Source organism: Pseudonocardia sp. NPDC049635 (assembly GCF_040659795.1).
In the GTDB taxonomy this organism is placed as follows: Bacteria; Actinomycetota; Actinomycetes; order Mycobacteriales; family Pseudonocardiaceae; genus Pseudonocardia.
Genome location: NZ_JBFAON010000006.1, coordinates 179,097 through 195,567 on the forward strand (window position 1 = coordinate 179,097; position 16,471 = coordinate 195,567).

General features: G+C 73.7%; 17 protein-coding genes and 1 tRNA gene. 12 read left to right on the top strand and 6 right to left on the bottom strand.

The features are described from left to right. Positions 1–149: 149 nt before the first annotated feature. Positions 150–731, top strand: a complete 582-nt coding sequence (locus AB0J24_RS10440) for a hypothetical protein (protein WP_358678555.1) — start codon at positions 150–152, stop codon at positions 729–731. A gap of 33 nt (positions 732–764) precedes the next feature. Here AB0J24_RS10440 and AB0J24_RS10445 read toward each other — a convergent pair whose 3' ends face one another. Further along, a complete protein-coding gene (locus tag AB0J24_RS10445; RefSeq protein WP_358678558.1) occupies positions 765–1,406 on the bottom strand; it encodes a phosphatase PAP2 family protein in 642 nt (213 codons plus the stop codon). Then, the gene (gene pgi, locus AB0J24_RS10450) at positions 1,403–3,088 is read right to left on the bottom strand and encodes a glucose-6-phosphate isomerase (protein ID WP_358678561.1); all 1,686 of its coding nucleotides are present in this window, start codon (positions 3,086–3,088) and stop codon (positions 1,403–1,405) included. The genes AB0J24_RS10445 and pgi overlap by 4 nt, the downstream gene beginning before the upstream one ends. A 528-nt stretch (positions 3,089–3,616) precedes the next feature. Here pgi and AB0J24_RS10455 point away from each other — a divergent pair. The 4 genes from AB0J24_RS10455 (at position 3,617) to AB0J24_RS10470 (ending at position 6,280) form a co-directional block, all read left to right on the top strand. Continuing rightward, complete coding sequence (locus AB0J24_RS10455) at positions 3,617–4,084, top strand: DoxX family protein (protein WP_358678564.1); 468 nt, start codon at positions 3,617–3,619, stop codon at positions 4,082–4,084. A gap of 128 nt (positions 4,085–4,212) precedes the next feature. Further along, entirely contained in the window at positions 4,213–5,082 is an 870-nt protein-coding gene (locus AB0J24_RS10460) for a HipA family kinase (RefSeq protein ID WP_358678567.1), read from the top strand. After that, positions 5,079–5,522 (top strand): DUF3037 domain-containing protein, encoded by a 444-nt coding sequence (locus AB0J24_RS10465; RefSeq protein WP_358678570.1) that lies wholly within the window; start codon positions 5,079–5,081, stop codon positions 5,520–5,522. Before AB0J24_RS10460 ends, AB0J24_RS10465 begins: the two co-directional genes overlap by 4 nt. 278 nt (positions 5,523–5,800) lie before the next feature. Beyond that, the gene (locus tag AB0J24_RS10470) at positions 5,801–6,280 is read left to right on the top strand and encodes a DUF6069 family protein (protein ID WP_358678573.1); all 480 of its coding nucleotides are present in this window, start codon (positions 5,801–5,803) and stop codon (positions 6,278–6,280) included. Between the two features lie 7 nt (positions 6,281–6,287). On the opposite strand, the gene AB0J24_RS10475 is transcribed toward AB0J24_RS10470, so the two are convergent. Beyond that, positions 6,288–7,649, bottom strand: a complete 1,362-nt coding sequence (locus tag AB0J24_RS10475) for a cytochrome P450 (protein WP_358678576.1) — start codon at positions 7,647–7,649, stop codon at positions 6,288–6,290. A gap of 164 nt (positions 7,650–7,813) precedes the next feature. Between AB0J24_RS10475 and AB0J24_RS10480 the strand changes: the two genes are divergently transcribed. Beyond that, positions 7,814–8,650, top strand: a complete 837-nt coding sequence (locus tag AB0J24_RS10480; protein ID WP_358678579.1) for a metallophosphoesterase — start codon at positions 7,814–7,816, stop codon at positions 8,648–8,650. A 102-nt stretch (positions 8,651–8,752) separates the two neighbouring features. Further along, complete coding sequence (locus AB0J24_RS10485) at positions 8,753–10,081, top strand: FAD-dependent oxidoreductase (protein ID WP_358678582.1); 1,329 nt, start codon at positions 8,753–8,755, stop codon at positions 10,079–10,081. A gap of 77 nt (positions 10,082–10,158) precedes the next feature. Here the strand turns inward: AB0J24_RS10485 and AB0J24_RS10490 are convergent, their stop codons facing one another. After that, the gene (locus tag AB0J24_RS10490; RefSeq protein ID WP_358678585.1) at positions 10,159–10,410 is read right to left on the bottom strand and encodes a type B 50S ribosomal protein L31; all 252 of its coding nucleotides are present in this window, start codon (positions 10,408–10,410) and stop codon (positions 10,159–10,161) included. 92 nt (positions 10,411–10,502) lie between these two features. Next, positions 10,503–11,276 carry an IclR family transcriptional regulator gene (locus tag AB0J24_RS10495; protein ID WP_358678588.1) on the bottom strand — a complete coding sequence of 258 codons (774 nt, stop codon included), beginning with the start codon at positions 11,274–11,276 and terminating at the stop codon, positions 10,503–10,505. Between the two features lie 48 nt (positions 11,277–11,324). Here AB0J24_RS10495 and AB0J24_RS10500 point away from each other — a divergent pair, with 48 nt between their 5' ends. From AB0J24_RS10500 to AB0J24_RS10520, 5 genes are all read left to right on the top strand, one after another. Continuing rightward, the gene (locus AB0J24_RS10500; protein ID WP_358678591.1) at positions 11,325–12,620 is read left to right on the top strand and encodes an MFS transporter; all 1,296 of its coding nucleotides are present in this window, start codon (positions 11,325–11,327) and stop codon (positions 12,618–12,620) included. After that, positions 12,617–13,726, top strand: coding sequence for a cupin domain-containing protein (locus tag AB0J24_RS10505; protein WP_358678593.1), 1,110 nt, complete (start codon positions 12,617–12,619; stop codon positions 13,724–13,726). The genes AB0J24_RS10500 and AB0J24_RS10505 overlap by 4 nt, the downstream gene beginning before the upstream one ends. A 30-nt stretch (positions 13,727–13,756) precedes the next feature. Continuing rightward, the gene (locus AB0J24_RS10510; protein ID WP_358678596.1) at positions 13,757–14,602 is read left to right on the top strand and encodes a fumarylacetoacetate hydrolase family protein; all 846 of its coding nucleotides are present in this window, start codon (positions 13,757–13,759) and stop codon (positions 14,600–14,602) included. Beyond that, entirely contained in the window at positions 14,599–15,285 is a 687-nt protein-coding gene (locus AB0J24_RS10515) for a maleylpyruvate isomerase family mycothiol-dependent enzyme (protein WP_358678599.1), read from the top strand. Before AB0J24_RS10510 ends, AB0J24_RS10515 begins: the two co-directional genes overlap by 4 nt. A gap of 155 nt (positions 15,286–15,440) precedes the next feature. Then, positions 15,441–16,265, top strand: a complete 825-nt coding sequence (locus tag AB0J24_RS10520) for an SDR family oxidoreductase (RefSeq protein ID WP_358678602.1) — start codon at positions 15,441–15,443, stop codon at positions 16,263–16,265. A gap of 14 nt (positions 16,266–16,279) precedes the next feature. On the opposite strand, the gene AB0J24_RS10525 is transcribed toward AB0J24_RS10520, so the two are convergent. Continuing rightward, positions 16,280–16,352 (bottom strand) — tRNA-Gly (locus tag AB0J24_RS10525). Positions 16,353–16,471 lie beyond the last annotated feature (119 nt).

The window sequence follows — 16,471 nt, forward strand, 5'->3', positions numbered from 1 at the left end:
CCGCAGGGGGCCGGCGCGCAGCGGCTCGGGCCGGCCGGCGGCCACGGTCGACGAGGACGGGTCGTCGAACCGGTTGTCGAGGTGCGTGCCGGTGCGCGGGGGCGGTGCGCGCGTGTTCCGCGTGCCGGGCACGGTGGCATGATCCCGGTGTGCCGGACGACGACTCGGATGCCGCCCTGCTGTTCGCCGAGCGCGGCCTGGTCCGGGCCGAGCAGGGCCCGCCGGACCGGGCCGCGCAGCGCAGGGCGCTCGCGCTGAGCGGCTGGACCCGCCGGTTGCGGTTCGCGGTGCCGGTGGTCGCCGTCGCCGCCGTGCTCGGTGCCTTCCTCGGCACCGGCCCGGCACTGACCGGGCTGGCGCTGGTGCTGGTGCTGCTGGTCGTCCTGGTCGTCGTGGCGCGCCGGGCGCAGGTCGCGCACGCCGTCGCCGGGCTGCCGGTGCCGATCGAGAACGTGGCCGAGGTGGCGAAGGCCATGCGCGCGGTCGGGGCGATGACCAGGGTGCTCGCCACGGATCGCCGGTGGCGGCGTTCGGCCTCGGCCGGTGAGGCGACCGGCGTGCTGCGCACCTGGTCGCGCGGTGCCGACGCGCTGCGCGGGGCCTGGGTGCGCTCCGACGTCGTCGCCTGGATCGAGACCGCCCGCGAACTCGCCGCGACCCGCTCGCGTGCCGAGGCCGTCACCCGCGCCCTGGACCCGCCGGCCGACGAGGAGCGGGCGCCCGGGGGCTGATCCCGGCCGCACCGGGCGGCCCGGCGCGGCCGGTCAGACCTGCGCGGCGCGGCGCGCCGTCACCGCGGCCAGTACCGCCACTGCCGCGAAGGCCAGCCCGGCCCCCAGTGCCCAGCCGGCGAGCACGTCGGACACCCAGTGCACGCCCAGGTAGATCCGGGTGAGACCGACGGCGGCGACCCACAGCACCGCGAACGCGGTGAGCAGCGCGCGACCCCGCGCCGCCAGGCGCGGCCACAGCACGAGCACCAGCACGGTCCACGCGGCGGCCGCCATCGCCGCGTGACCGGAGGGCAGCGACTCGTTCGCCACCGCCATCACCTGCAGCTCCTCCGGCGGCCGGGCCCGGTCGAGGAGCCGCTTCAAGACGGTGAACACCACGCTCGACAGCAGCGGCACGACGGCCACGCACAACCCCTCGGCCCGGTGCCCGCGCCAGGCCAGCACCCCGCCGACGAGGAGCGCGAGGGCCGCGCTGGCCACGGTGTTGCCGAGCTCGGTGACGACCAGCGCCGTCGCGGTCGCCACCGGCCGCCGCTCCTCGGCCAGGCCGGCGACGGTCTCGACGTCCCGCTCGTTCAGCGCACCGGAGCCGGCGACGGCCATCAGAGCCGCCGCCACCACGAGCAGACCGAGCGCGACGGCCGCGAGCGGGCGCGTGGCGCGGGCGCTCACCGCCCGCGCCACGCCCGGTAGCGCTCGATCAGCGCCGCCGTGGACGGGTCCAGACCGGCCTCCTGGGCCGACGGCGGGTTCGCCGCGGAGAGCGCGGGCCCGAACTGCCGGGCCATCACCTTGCCGAGCTCCACGCCCCACTGGTCGAAGGAGTCGATGCCCCAGATCGTGCCCTCGACGAACGTGACGTGCTCGTAGAACGCGATCAGCTGGCCCAGTACGGAGGGGGTCAGCTTCTCGGCCAGGATCGTCGACGACGGCCGGTTGCCGGGCATCACCTTGTGCGGCACCAGCTCGGCCGGGGTGCCCTCGGCCGCGATCTCCTCGGCGGTCCGGCCGAATGCGAGCGCCGCGGTCTGCGCGAACAGGTTCGCCATGAACAGGTCGTGCATGTCCCCGGCGCCGTCGTCAGGGCCGTCGCCGGAGCCGGGGAGCGAGTGGTGCGGGCGGGCGAAGCCGATGAAGTCCGCCGGGACGAGCCGGGTGCCCTGGTGCAGCAGCTGGTAGAAGGCGTGCTGGCCGTTGGTGCCCGGTTCGCCCCAGAAGATCTCACCGGTGACGGTGGTGACCGGGGTGCCGTCACCGCGGACGGACTTGCCGTTGGACTCCATCGTCAGCTGCTGCAGATAGGCGGGCAGCCGGTGCAGGTACTGGCTGTAGGGGAGCACCGCGCGGGTCTCGGCGCCGAAGAAGTTCGTGTACCAGATGCCGAGCAGCCCGGCGATGACCGGCAGGTTCTCCTCCGGCGGAGCGGTCCGGAAGTGCTCGTCCATGGCGTGCATGCCGGCCAGGAACTCGGCGAAGTGCTCCTTGCCGATGGCGCACATCAGCGACAACCCGATCGCGGAGTCGACCGAGTACCGGCCGCCGACCCAGTCCCAGAACCCGAACATGTTGTCGGTGGAGATGCCGAACCCGGCGACCTTCTCGGCGTTGGTGGACACGGCGACGAAGTGCTGGGCGATCGCCTTCTCGTCGTCGGTGCCGAGCCCGGCGAGCAGCCAGGACCGGGCGTTGCGCGCGTTGGTCAGCGTCTCCTGGGTGGTGAAGGTCTTGGAGGAGACGACGAACAGCGTGGTCGCCGGGTCCAGCCCGGTCAGCGCCTCGGTCAGGTCGGTCGGGTCGATGTTGGACACGAAGCGGCACTCGAGGTCGCGCCGCGCGTAGTCGCGCAGTGCCTCGTAGGCCATCACCGGGCCGAGGTCGGAACCGCCGATGCCGATGTTGACCACGGTGCGGATCGGCTGCCCGGTGAAACCGGTCCAGGCGCCGGATCGCACCGCGTCGGTGAAGGCCCCCATCCGGTCGAGCACCTCGTGCACGTCGGCGACGACGTCCCGACCGTCCACGACGAGCGTCGCGTCGCGGGGCAACCGCAGGGCGGTGTGCAGCACCGCCCGGTTCTCGGAGGTGTTGATGCGCTCACCGTTGAACATGGCCTCGGTGCGTTCGGCGAGCCCGGCCGCGCGGGCGAGCGCCACCAGCAGACCGACCGTCTCCCGGGTGATCCGGTGCTTGGAGTGGTCGAGGACCAGGTCGGCGCCGCGGACGGTGAACGCGGCCGCCCGGCCCGGGTCCTCGTCGAAGAGGTCCCGTAGGTGGCGGGGCTCGACCTGCGCCGCGTGCTCGGTCAGCGCGGTCCACTCCGGAGTGGCGGTGATGTCGGTGCTCGTGTCGGACACGGTCCCATCATTCCCCAGCACCCACCCCGGAGCGCGCCGACACGTCCGGGCGGCGCCGGGGCCGGTGGTGGCACCGGCGGCGCTCCACACGGGGTCCGCTGCGCTGGGCCAGCCGGGGGTACCGCCCGCCGCGCACGGCGCCGTCCGCGACGGGCGGTCCGTCGGGAACGTCCGGCTGCGGGGGCCGCGAACCGTCGGTGATCCCGCCATGGGTTACTCGACGGTAATGGTGCGGTCGGGTGAGGCGAGCCCGGCCGGCGTGCACGTTCCGTGCGCGTGACCAGCACGGACGGGCGGAGGTCGGGTCCGCTCGTCGTGGCCCGGACCGGTCGCGGTGTCGGACCGTCCGGTCGTGGCGGGCGCCGCGCGGTGAGCTGTGAGCGCGACGACACTCGTCGCGTGATGCAGTCAGCTCGTCGCGCAGAGTCGCTGGGCCGGGTGGCGCAGGGCGATTGATCTCCTAGGCTCTTGTGCAGCCAGTGATCACCGTGTCACCCGACGTGATCATGTCTGCACCCTGGAGGCACCGTGTACCGCTCCCTGACCGGCACCCCCCGCGACGTCGTCCTGCTCGTCGGTCGTGTCGTGCTCGCCTACATCCTGATGATGCACGCCCTGAACAAGATCCAGGCGGGCGTGTTCGACACGGCCGCGGTGTTCAGCAAGTTCGGCATCCCGCTGGCCATCGCGGCGGCCTCGTTCACGATCGTCGTCGAGCTGGTCGTGTCCGTGTCGCTGCTGCTGGGCCTGCGGATGGTCGTTCCCTCGGCACTGATGGTGTTCGTGATGGCCGGAGCGATCTACTTCGTGCACGGGCAGAACGGCCTGTTCATGGCCGACAACGGCTGGGCGCTGGTCGGTGTGATCATCTGCGCGCTCCTCGCCTTCATGGTCTCCGGCCCCGGCCGGTTCAGCGCGGACGACCTGATCGCCAAGCACGCCGAGCGCCGGATCGAGCAGACCCAGGCCATTCCGCGGCAGACCGTGTCGGTCTGACGCGCCGGACCCCCCGGACCTCCCGGCCCGTCCGCGCGACCCCGGTGCCGGACGGGCCGGTGACCCGCCACCCGCCCGCACCCCGACGCCACGGGGTGCGGGCGGTCGCGCACCACTACCCTCGCGCCGTGTCCTCCCCACCGGCCTCGCCCGAGCGGGGCCTGCGTCATGTGACCGCCGTCCGCTACGTGCTCCCGCTGCGCGAGGGCGGCTCGCTGCCCGGCCTGATGGAAGCCGACGACCTCGGCAGCTACGCGGTGAAGTTCACCGGCGCCGGGCAGGGCCGGCCGGTGCTGGTCAACGAGATCGTGGCGGGGGAGCTGGCCCGCGGGCTGGGGCTGCCGGTCCCGGAGATCGTGACGATCACCGTCGACGGCGGCCTCGGCCGCACCGAGCCGGACCAGGAGGTCCAGGAGCTGCTGCGACGGTCCTCGGGACTGAACCTGGCGATCGACTTCCTGCCCGGGGCGCTGGACCTCGACCCGCTGGCCTTCGACGTCGGCCCCGCCCTCGCCGGGCGGGTGCTGTGGTTCGACGCGCTGGTCGGCAACGTCGACCGGTCCTGGCGGAACTCGAACATGCTGCTGTGGCATCGCAGCCCGTACCTGATCGACCACGGGGCGACGCTCACCTTCGCCCATGACTGGCCCTCGGTCTCGCGGTTCCCGGCCCGCCCGTTCGACGCGGGTGACCACGTGCTGCTGGGGGCGCACCCGGACCTGGCCGCCGCCGACGCCGCGCTCGCCCCGCTGGTCACCGCGGAGCTGCTCGACGACGTGCTGGCGCTCGTGCCCGACGAGTGGCTGGAGGTCGCCGACGGCTTCGACTCGGCCGATGCGGTCCGGGCCGCTTACCGCGGTGCGCTGCTCGAACGGGTGGCGCAGCGCTCGTCCTGGCTGCCGGGGGTGGCCGAGACGGTCGCGGGGGGCAGGCCGCGGCCGGTCGCCCGGGAGCCGCGCCACCCGTCCTGGCTGCGGATCGGGGGAGCGGGTCGGTGAGCGGCCCGGTCGGCTACGAGTACGCGCTGCTCCAGGTGATCCCCCGGATCGAGCGCGGCGAGGCGATGAACGCCGGGGTGCTGCTGTACTGCCGCGCGCGCGACGCACTCGTCGTCCGGGTCGAGCTCGACCGCGGCCGGCTCGCCGCGCTGGACCCGTACGCCGACGCCGACGCCGTCGCCGATGTGCTCGCGACGATCGCGGCGGTCGCCTCGGTCCCGGAGCCGCCCCGCTCGGACCGGCACGCCACCGGGGCGCTCGCCGCCCGCGGCCCGGGTGCGGGCGAGGACATCGGGCGTCGCTTCCGCAGGCTGACGACGGCGCGCAGCACCATCGTCGCGCCCGGCCCGGTGCACGCGGGCCTGACCACGGACCCGGTCGCCGAGGCGGACCGGCTGCTCGTCCGCCTGGTCCGCCCCCCGGGCCCGCCGTGCGGCTGACCTGCAGCTCGCCGAGATGCAGCTCAGCGGGCGCCGTGCTGCGTACCCGGCCCGCTGATCTGCATCTCGGTGGGTGCGGGCGGAGCACCCACGATCGGTGGGACTCACCTGGCCGCTCGATGCCGCCGGTTCCGCACCGTCCGACCGCGGCGTAACCTCCGGGCACGCCGGGTGATCACGCGTGCCCGGCACGGATGCGTCACACTGTCGCGCGCGATCCACCGGCCCGATCCACCTGCCCGATCCACTGACGACCGCGAGACCCGGGGGAGACGACGATGTCCGAGGACGACCGGACCCGTGAGATGAGCCGGGACCCGCACGTCCCGCGACGGCCGGCCGTTCAGGCAGGCCGCTTGTGGGCCGGTGGTGTCGCGACCGCGGTGATCGCCGCGCTGATCGCGATGGTCGGGTTCCTGATCGTCCGGGTGCTGCTGCAGATCCCGTACCTGGCGCCGATCGAGGGCGACGCGATCGGCGGCTGGGACGCCGCGGTCCAGCTCGCCGTCGTGGCCGCGCTCGCCGCGCTGGCGGCGACCGGGCTCGCGCAGCTCCTGCTGATCGCGGTGCCCAGCCCGATGGCCTACTTCGGCTGGATCGCGGGCCTGCTCACCGCGGTGGCGACGGTCTACCCGCTGGCGTTCTCGACCGAGCCGCTCACCGTCCGGATCGCCACCGGGGTCATCCACCTGGTGATCGGCATGGCGATCATCAGCCTGGTCACGACGAGCGTGACGAGCGCGTCCACCCGGGCCTGAGCCGGGTTCAGCCGACCGGCTCCCCCACGCCGGTCCTGGTCTCGCCCAGCCGGACCGGCAGGCTGCGGTAGCCGCGCAGCACCCTGGTCCCGCGCAGCTCCGCGGGCCCGTCGCTCTGCAGGTCCGGGTAACGGTCGAACAGCGCCCGCAGGCCGACCTCGCCCTCCATCTTGGCCAGCGCCGCACCCAGGCAGTAGTGGATGCCCTGGCTGAACGCGACGTGCCGGTCCGCGTTCTCCCGGCCGACGTCGAACCGCCCGGGGTCGGTGAACACCGCCGGGTCCCGGTTGGCTCCGCCGAGCTGGGTCAGCACCAGCGCACCCCGCCTGATCGGGAAGCCGCAGACCTCGGTGTCCCGCGCGGCGACCCGGCCGGTGCGTTGCACCGGGGAGTCGAAGCGCAGGATCTCGTCGACGGCATTGGGCCAGAGGGAGGGATCGGCGCGCAGCCGTTCCAGCTGGTCGGGGTGGGTCAGCAGCAGCCGGGTGCCGTTGCCGATCAGGTTGACGGTGGTCTCGAACCCGGCGGCGAGCAGCAGCATCGCCAGCGACAGCAGCTCGTCGTGGGTGAGCCGGCCCTCCTCGTCGTCGTAGGCCTGGACCAGTGAGGACAGGATGCTGTCGTTGGGGTTGCGGCGCAGGTGCTCGAAGTGCCCGTCCATCCAGTCGGCCAGCGCGTCGATGTCGCGCTCCGAGCGCCGGAACATCGGGTAGGTCAGGCCCATGTCGAGGGAGTAGGCGCCGCCCTCGCCCCAGCGCAGGAAGTCCTCGCGCATCGACAGCGGCGCCCCGAGCATCTCGGCGATCACGGTGGCGGGCAGCAGCGAGGCGTACTGCGCGACGACGTCGGCCCGCCGCAACCCACCGGAGCGTGCCGTGCCGCGGGCGTCCATGTCGTCGAGCAGGGCGGTGGCGACCTCCTCGGTGCGGCCGCGCAACCGGGTGATCGCCTTCGCGCTGAACGAGCGGGCGACCAGCTTGCGGATCCGGTTGTGGTCGGGCGGGTCGATCGAGAGCAGCGACGGCGGCTCGGCGGGCCCCAGCGGCCAGCGGCCGCCCGCCCGCAGCGCCGCATTGAGCAGGCCGGGGGTGTTCTCCGGCATCCGCATCCCGACGCAGAAGTCGGGGCTGCGCAGCACCTCGGTGGTGATCTCGTGGTCGACGGTGGTCCAGCTCAGCGCGGAGCGCACGAGACGGCCCTGCGCCCGGAGGGCCTCGTAGTGCGGGTACGGGTCCCGTACCGCGTCCGCGTCGATGATCATCCGGGCGCCCAGGTCGCCCTTGGCCGCCTGCCGGGTGACCTCCCGCCGTACCGCCCCGTGCCGCAGCACCCATCGGATCCAGCGCCGCGCCCCGCGCGATCCCGCCATGGTGACCTCCTCGGTCGTGTCCTCGTCGTCGCAGCTCGACGTCGAGGCTACTGCCGGTAAGCTACTGGCGGTAAGGAACTTTCGGCCATCCCTGTCCGGTCCGGTGGCCTGCGCCGGGTACTACTGGTGTCGTGCCAGCCCACAACGGTCCGCGTCTGCTCGCGGTGAGCGATCTGCACGTCCGGCACGCCGAGAACCGGACGATCGCCGACGCGCTCACCCCGGCCCATCCCGACGACTGGCTGATCGTCGCCGGTGACGTCGACGAACGCATCGAGGGAGTCGTCGGCACCCTGGCGGCGCTGCGCGAGCGGTTCGACGCGGTGCTCTGGACGCCCGGCAACCACGAGCTCTGGACCCGCGCCAAGAACGCCCGTGCGGAGGAGGTCGAACAGCTGGCCGGCGTCGCCCGGTACGACGAGCTGGTCCGCCGTTGCCGCGAGATCGGCGTGCACACCCCGGAGGACGCGTACCCGGTGTGGGACGGGCCGGGCGGACCGGCGGTGGTCGCCCCGCTGTTCGTGCCCTACGACTATTCGTTCCTGCCCGCCGGGACCTCCACCTCGGCGGAAGGTCTCGCGGTGGCCTACGCGGCCGGGGTGGTGTGCACCGACGAGCACCTGATGCACCCGGACCCGTACCCGACGCGGGAGGCGTGGAGCGTCGCCCGGGTGGCGGCCACGACGGCCCGGCTCGACGGGATCGACGACGCCCTGCCCACGGTGCTGGTCAACCACTGGCCGCTGGTCCGCGAACCCTGCGACGTGCTGCACCATCCGGAGTTCGCGCTGTGGTGCGGGACCACGGCGACCGCGGACTGGCACCGGCGCTACCGGGCGCTGGCCGTCGTGCACGGTCACCTGCACATCCCGCGGACGGTGACCGTCGACGGCGTCCCGTTCGTCGAGGTCTCGCTCGGGTACCCGCGTGAGTGGCGTCGGCACTCGGAGCGGATCGGCGGGCACTTCCCGGACCTGCTGCCGCGCACGGTGCTCGGCTAGCCCGCATCGACCGTGGTGATCAGCACCTCGATGTCGGCTATCTCATAATAAGGTAAGGCTTACCTTCATCTACGCTCGGGGGTCGTCGACCCGAGGAGAACGATGAACGCGCTGCGCGTCGCGGTGGTGGGTGCCGGCCCGGCCGGGATCTACGCCGCCGACACCCTGGTCAAGTCCGACGCCGAGGTGGCGGTGGACCTGTTCGAGAAGCTGCCCGCACCGTTCGGCCTGGTGCGCTACGGCGTCGCGCCCGACCACCCGCGGATCAAACAGATCGTGCACGCCCTGCACCGGGTGCTGGACAATCCGGCGGTCCGGCTGTTCGGCAACGTGCACTACGGCACCGATCTGACGCTGGACGACCTGCGCGAGCACTACGACGCGGTGATCGTGGCGACCGGATGCGAGCGCGATCGTGACCTGGACATCCCGGGTATCGACCTGCCCGGCAGCCACGGTGCCGCCGAGTTCGTGCAGTGGTACGACGGCCACCCCGACGTCGGCCGCGAGTGGACCCTCGATGCGCAGTCGGTGGCCGTCATCGGCGCCGGCAACGTCGCGCTCGACGTCGCCAGGGTGCTCGCCAAGTCCACCGACGACATGCTCACCACCGAGATACCGGACTCGGTGCACGCGGGTCTCGCCGCGAACCCGGCGACCGACGTCCACGTGTTCGCCCGACGCGGTCTCGCGCAGGCCCGGTTCAGCCCGATGGAGCTGCGCGAGCTCGACCACGTGCCCGGCCTCGAGGTGATCGTCGACCCCGAGGACGTCGAGTTCGACGACGGGTCGATGGCCGACATCCGGGCCACCAAGCACGTCCAGATGGTGGTCAAGATTCTCCAGGAGTGGGCCATCCGCGACCGCCGCGGTGATCCGCGCCGGGTGCACCTGCACTTCTTCGCCCGCCCGGACCGGGTGCTCGGCACCGACCGGGTGGAGGGGCTGCGGGTCGAGCGCACCGAGTACACCGGCAACGGCTCGGTGCGCGGTACCGGGGTGTACACCGAGTACCCGGTCGGTGCGGTGTACCGGGCCGTCGGCTACACGGGCTCGCCGCTCGCCGGGCTGCCCTTCGACGCGGCGCGCGGGGTCGTTCCGCACGAGGCGGGCCGGGTGGCGGGCCTCCCCGGTGTCTACGCCGTCGGGTGGATCAAGCGCGGCCCGGTCGGGCTGATCGGGCACACCAAGGGCTGTGCCTCGGAGACCGTCGGCAGCCTGCTCGCCGACGCCGCCGGGCTGCGCCGCGCCCCGCAGCGCGACCCGGAGGCCGTCGACGCGCTGCTGGAAGGACGGGGGGTCCCGTTCACGACCTGGGACGGCTGGCTCGCCCTGGACAAGCACGAGCGAGGGCTGGGCGAGGCCCGCGGTCGCGAGCGGATCAAGGTGATCCCGCGCGCGGAGATGACCGAGATCAGTCGCGCAGGCTGATCCGGGCCGGACCACCCGGTGCGAGACCGGGCTCAAGGGCGGGCGGTCGCGGAGCCCCGCGGCCGCCCGCCCGATGGTCAGCGCTTGCGCTCGCCGAACCGGCGGCGGAACTTCTCCACCTGCCCGGCGGCGTCGAGCACCCGGGTGTTGCCGGTCCAGAACGGGTGCGACGCCGAGGTGATGTCGACCCGGACCAGCGGGTAGGTGTTGCCGTCGGACCACTCGACGCTCTCCCGGGAGGTCTCTGTGGACCGGGTCAGGAACCGGTCACCGGTCGACATGTCCTGGTACACGACCGGTCCGTACTGGGGGTGGATGTCGGGCTTCACGGGGTTCCTCCTGTGTCGACGCCTGCTGTCGCGGCCACAAACGATAACGGTTCCGGTTTGCAGGAGATTCCCGGCTCCGGGTCGCACCCCGGTCACCGGCCCCGGTACTCGGCCGTCTCCGCGGCCCACTCGGTGCCGATCCGGTCGGTCGCGCTCGCCAGCGCGCCGCCGAGCTCGGCCATCCGGTCCCGCCGGAACCGCACCGTCGGCATGGCGATCGCGACGGCGGCCGGGACGGCCCCGGGCGGGCCGTCCACGGCCCGCCCGATCGCGGTCACCCCGGACTCGGTGGCCTGGTCGTTCAGCGCGTAGCCGCGGCGGCGGCACCGGCGCAGCTCGCGCAGCAGCGCCTCGACGTCGACCGGACCGGTCTCGGCCGCGTCCGGCTCGGCCAGGCGGGCCCGGACCTCCTCCTCGGGCAGTGTGGCGAGCACGGCCTTCCCGCCGGAGGCGAGATGGGCCGGGAGCACTCGCCCGGCGCGGTCCCCGACGCGTAGCACCTGGGTGCACTCCACGGTCGCCACGAACCGGGTCCGGTGCCCGACGGTCACGGTCACGCTGGTCGTCTCCCCGGTCCGCGCGGTCAGCTCGCGCAGGTGCGGTTCGGCGATCCGGCGCAGGTCGGCGACCGGCTCCGGCGACGACGGGTGACGCAACGCGGGACCGGCCACGTAGCGACGGTCGTCGTCCTGCTCGGCGAAGTCGCGGTAGACCAGCATCGCGAGCAGCCGGTGCGCGGTGGACCGAGCCACGCCGAGGTGCTCGGCGGCCTCCATGACCCGCAGCGGGCCCTCCTGTTTGAGCAGGGTGGCGAGGCGCAGCGCGTGATCGACCGAGTCGATCCCGTACGCCGGACGATTCTTCATGTCAGAATTCTATCGCCTGCTCTACAGAATCCCCATACCGTCCGGGACATGACAGTGACGTCTCGGCAAGGGGCGGCGGCCACGGTGACGCTGCTCTGCTGGCTTCTGATCGTCTTCGACGGTTACGACCTGATCGTCTACGGGACCGTGCTACCCGCACTCCTGGAGGAGCCGGGGTGGGGCATGGACCCCGGCCTCGCAGGCCTCATCGGGAGCATGGCGTTCGTCGGGATGCTGCTCGGTGCCCTCGCGGCCGGTTTCCTCACCGACCGGCTCGGCCGGCGGCGGACCATCCTGGCCTGCACCGTGCTGTTCTCGGTGTGCACGGCGTTCTGCGGACTGGCGACCGGGCCCGCCATGTTCGGGACCTTCCGGCTGCTGGCCGGCCTCGGGCTCGGCGGGCTCGTCCCGGCGGCCAGCGCCCTCGGTGCGGAGTTCGTCCCGGCGCGCTACCGGCCGATGGTCGCGACCCTGATGATGTCCGGCATCCCGATCGGAGGGTCGATCGCCGCGCTCGTCGGGATCGGTGTGCTCCCGGTCGGCGGCTGGCGGCCGATGTTCTGGATCGCCCTGCTCGCACTGGTGCTGGTCGTCCCGGTCTGCATGGCCCGGCTGCCCGAGTCCCCGGCGTGGCTGCGCGGCCGGGGCCGCACCGCGGAGGCCGAGATCATCGAGGCCCGCTACCGCGTACCACGCGAACCGGAACCCGGGCCCACGGCGCGGACCGTGACCGCGGCCGGACCGCGCGAGCTGGTCCGCGGGCCCTACCTGCGCCCGACCGTGCTGTTCGCGCTGGCCACCGCCGCCACCCTGTTCACCTGGTACGGGCTGGGCACCTGGCTGCCCCAGCTGATGCGGACCGCCGGCTTCGAGCTCGGACCGGCGCTGGGCTTCCTGCTCGCGCTCAACCTCGGTGCGGTCGCCGGGTCGGTGCTGGCCGCGGCCGCCGCGGTGCGGTTCGGGGCGGCGAACACCGCGATCGGCTCCTGCACGCTCGCGGCCGGAGGGCTGCTGGTGCTGCTGACCGGCCCGGGAACGGTGCTGTCCTATCTCGCACTGGTCCTCGCCGGGATCGGCACCCACGGTACGCAGTGCCTGATCATCGCGATGGTCGCGAGCCGGTACCCGGCCGCGATGCGTGGCTCGGCGCTGGGTGTCGCGCTCGGGATCGGCCGGATCGGCGCCGTCGCCGCTCCCCAGGTCGGTGGCCTGCTGCTGGCCGCGGGCATGGGTGTCGCCGCGAACTTCCTGATCTTCGCCCTCGCCGCCGCGGCGGCCGGGGCCGTCCTCCTGATGATCCGCCGTCCGGTGGGCGAGTCCCGCCCGGAAGGAGTCCCTGCATGACCGTCCATGCCTCGCCGGTGTCCCTGCGTGCCACCGGCGGACCCGGCCAGCCCGAACCCGGCCCCGCACTCTCCGAGCTCTACCGGGGTTTCGAGCGGCAGTCGCTGGTCCCGCTGTGGACCGAGATCGGTGACCTGATGCCGCCGTCGCCGCGGCCGCGGGCGGTGCCGCACCGGTGGTGCTGGTCGGAGCTGCTGCAGCTGGCCGAACGCTCCGGTGATCTCGTCCCGGTCGGCCGGGGCGGTGAACGGCGTGCGATCGCGCTCGCCAATCCCGGCCTGGGCGGCGCCCCGTTCGCGACCCCGACGTTGTGGGCGGCGATCCAGTACCTGAACCCCCGCGAGGACGCCCCGGTGCACCGGCACGCGCAGAACGCGTTCCGGTTCGTCGTCGAGGGCGAGGGTGTCTGGACCGTCGTCGACGACGACCCGGTCGCGATGCGCCGCGGCGACTTCCTGCTCACCCCCGGCTGGCGCTTCCACGGCCACCACAACCGGTCGGACGCGCCGATGGCCTGGCTGGACGGGCTGGACATCCCGTTCGCCCACCACATGGGCTCCGGCTTCTTCGAGGACGGCCCGGAGGAGGTTCCCGACCGGTCGGCACCGGCGCGCTCCCGCTCCGAGCGGTTGTGGTCCCACCCCGGCCTGCGGCCGGTCGGTGTCACCGGGGAGACCCGGTGCTCACCGATCGCCGCCTACCGGTGGGAGCACACCGACGCCGCGTTGCGCGAGCAGCTGGCGCTCTCCGACGAGGGCCGCCCCGGGGTGCTGGAGCCCGGCCACGCCGCCGTGCGGTTCAGCAACCCGGTCACCGGCGGCGACGTGCTCCCCACCATCCGCGCCGAGATGCACCGGCTGCTCCCCGGCACCCGGACGGCGACCCGTCGCGAGGTCGGCTCGTCGGTCTGGCAGGTGTTCGACGGCGAGGCGACCGTGCGGGTCGGTGACCGCGAGTGGCCGGTGCACCGGGGCGACCTGGTGACGGTCCCGTCCTGGGCACCGCTCACCGTGACCGCCGCGACCGGACTGGACCTGTTCCGGTTCAGCGACGCGCCGATCCTCGAACGTCTGCACCTCGATCGCGTCCAGCTCGACAACCCCTGAACTCCACCAGAGAAGAAAGAGGAACACAGCATGCGACTGACCACCCTGCGGACCCCCGCCGGCAACCGGGCGGCCCGGATCGACGGTGACACGGCCGTCGAGATCGGCGCCCCCGACCTCGGTGCCCTGCTCGCCGACCCGACGTGGGAGGCACGCGCCGCCTCGGCCGACGGGCCGCGGCACGACCTGGCAGGCGCCGACCTGGCCCCGGTCGTCCCGAACCCCGGCAAGATCTTCTGCGTCGGGCTGAACTACCGCTCGCACATCCTGGAGATGGGCCGGGAGCTTCCCGAGCACCCGACGCTGTTCGCGAAGTTCCCCGAGGCGCTGATCGGCCCGAACGACGTGATCGAGCTCGACGTCGTGTCGTCGAGCGTCGACTGGGAGGCCGAGCTGGCGGTCGTCGTCGGCCGGCGGACCCGCCGGGCGTCGGAGGCCGAGGCGGCGGCGGCCATCGCCGGATTCGCCGTGCTCAACGACGTGACCATGCGGGACTGGCAGTACCGCTCGGTGCAGTGGCTGCAGGGCAAGACGTTCGAAGCCACGACGCCGCTCGGCCCGCAGCTGGTCACCCCGGACGAGCTGCCCGGCGGGGTCCGCCCGGCGCTCGACCTGAGCTGCGCCGTCGACGGCGAGACCGTCCAGCGGGCCGACACCTCCGACCTGGTGTTCGACCCGGTCGCACTGATCGCCTACATCTCCACCATCGTCACCCTCAACCCGGGTGACGTGATCGCCACCGGCACACCGGGTGGCGTCGGGCACGCCCGCGATCCGCGCCGCTACCTCACCGACGGTGCGGTGCTCGAGACCGCCGTCGAGGGTCTCGGGGCGCAGCGCAACGCGGTCGCCGCGCCCGCCTCGGTGCCGGCGTGACGGCGGCGACCACCTCCGCCGCGCGCACCTGGGCCGACGCCGGGACCCGGCTGCTGCTCGACGCCGTGGACACCCTCGACGACGCGGCGCTGGACCTGCCGTGCGCGCTGCCCGGCTGGAGCAGGAGACACCTGCTCGCCCACGTCGCGTCGAACGCCGAGGCGCTCGGCCGGCTGCTGGACTGGGCCCGGACCGGGGTCGAGAACCCGATGTACGCCTCCGCCGAGCAGCGTGCCGCGGAGATCGAGTCCGGGGCGCTGCGGCCGGATCTGCGGGAACGGGTCCGCGACACCGCGCAGCGGCTGGCGGTGGCGATGGACGCGATGCCGGCACTCGCCTGGACCGCACCGGTGGTGACGGCCCAGGGGCGCACGGTGCGGGCCGCGGAGACGATCTGGCTGCGCGCCCGGGAGACCTGCATCCACGCGGTCGACCTCGACGCCGGGGTCCGGTTCACCGACCTGCCGGCCGACTTCCTGGTCGCGCTGATCGAGGACGTGGTGACCTGGCGTTCCTCGCGCACCGGCCCGCCCGTGGTGCTGCGCACCCCGCGGACGTTGCACGAGCTTCCGGGCAAGGGCGACCGGCAGAAGGTGGAGCTGCCGGTGGCGATGGCCGCGGCCTGGTTGGTCGGGCGCGGCCCGGCCCGGCCGGACCTGCCGGAGCTGCCCCGGTGGCTCTGACGGCGCCGCGCCGCGGGCGCAGTGACGCGGCTGCGCCGCGGGCGCAGTGACGACGGGCGGCCCGGCGCCCGCCCGGGGGACCGAGCGGCCCGCGCACCGGTCCCGCGGGTGAAATCGGGTCGCACGTGGCCCGCGCCGTCCGGTATGCCGGTGCGGTGAACAGCCTGCGGCGGGATCCGATGCCCCTGCGCGGCCGGACCGCGCTCGTCACCGGCGCCGGGCGGCGCGGCGGGATCGGGCACGCCACGGCGTGCCGGTTCGCCGCCTACGGTGCGAGCGTCGTCGTGCACCACTTCGCGCCGCACGACGCGACCCAGGAGTGGGGCGCCGACGACGTCACCGCCGCCGTGGCACAGGTGCGCGGCCATCTGGCCGCCGAGGGCGCGATCGTCGCCGACGTGCACGCCGACCTCGCCGACCCGGCGGGCCCACAGCAGCTCGTCGAGACCGCCCGCCGGCTCGCCGGCCCGCTGGACCTGCTGGTCGCGAACCAGGCGCTGTCCGGTTCGGACGGCCCGCTCGGGGAACTGGGGGAGGAGCTGGACCGGCACTGGGCGGTCGACGCCCGGGCGTCGATACTGCTCGCCCAGGCGTACGCGAACACCCACGACGACGACCGCCCCGGCGCGGCGATCGTGCTCCTGACCTCCGGTCAGGCGGAGGGCCCGATGCCCGGTGAGGTCGCCTACGCGGCCGCGAAGGCCGCCGTCGCCGGGATCACGCTCACCCTGGCCGATCAGCTGGCGGACCGGCGGATCCGGGTCAACACGGTCAATCCGGGGCCGGTCGACACCGGCTACCTGGGGCCGGAGGCGTTCCGCGCGATGGCGGAGATGTTCCCGTTCGGCCGCTTCGGGGAGCCGGACGACCCGGCCCGGCTGATCGCCTGGCTGTGCACCGACGAGGCGTACTGGATCACCGGTCAGGTGATCGCCTCCGAGGGCGGGTTCGCGCGGCACCGCAACGGATGGCGCCCCTGAGGGGCCGAGTCCCGAGCGGACGACGGGACTCGAACCCGCGACCCTCACCTTGGCAAGGTGATGCGCTACCAGCTGCGCTACGTCCGCACCCGCACCGTCACCGGCGCGATCTGCGGGGCAACCCTAGCGCACACGGGTGTCGTGGGGGGGGGGCGGGGGGCGCGGGCCGGGAGGGAGGTGAGGACACAGGACAACAAAGAAGAAAT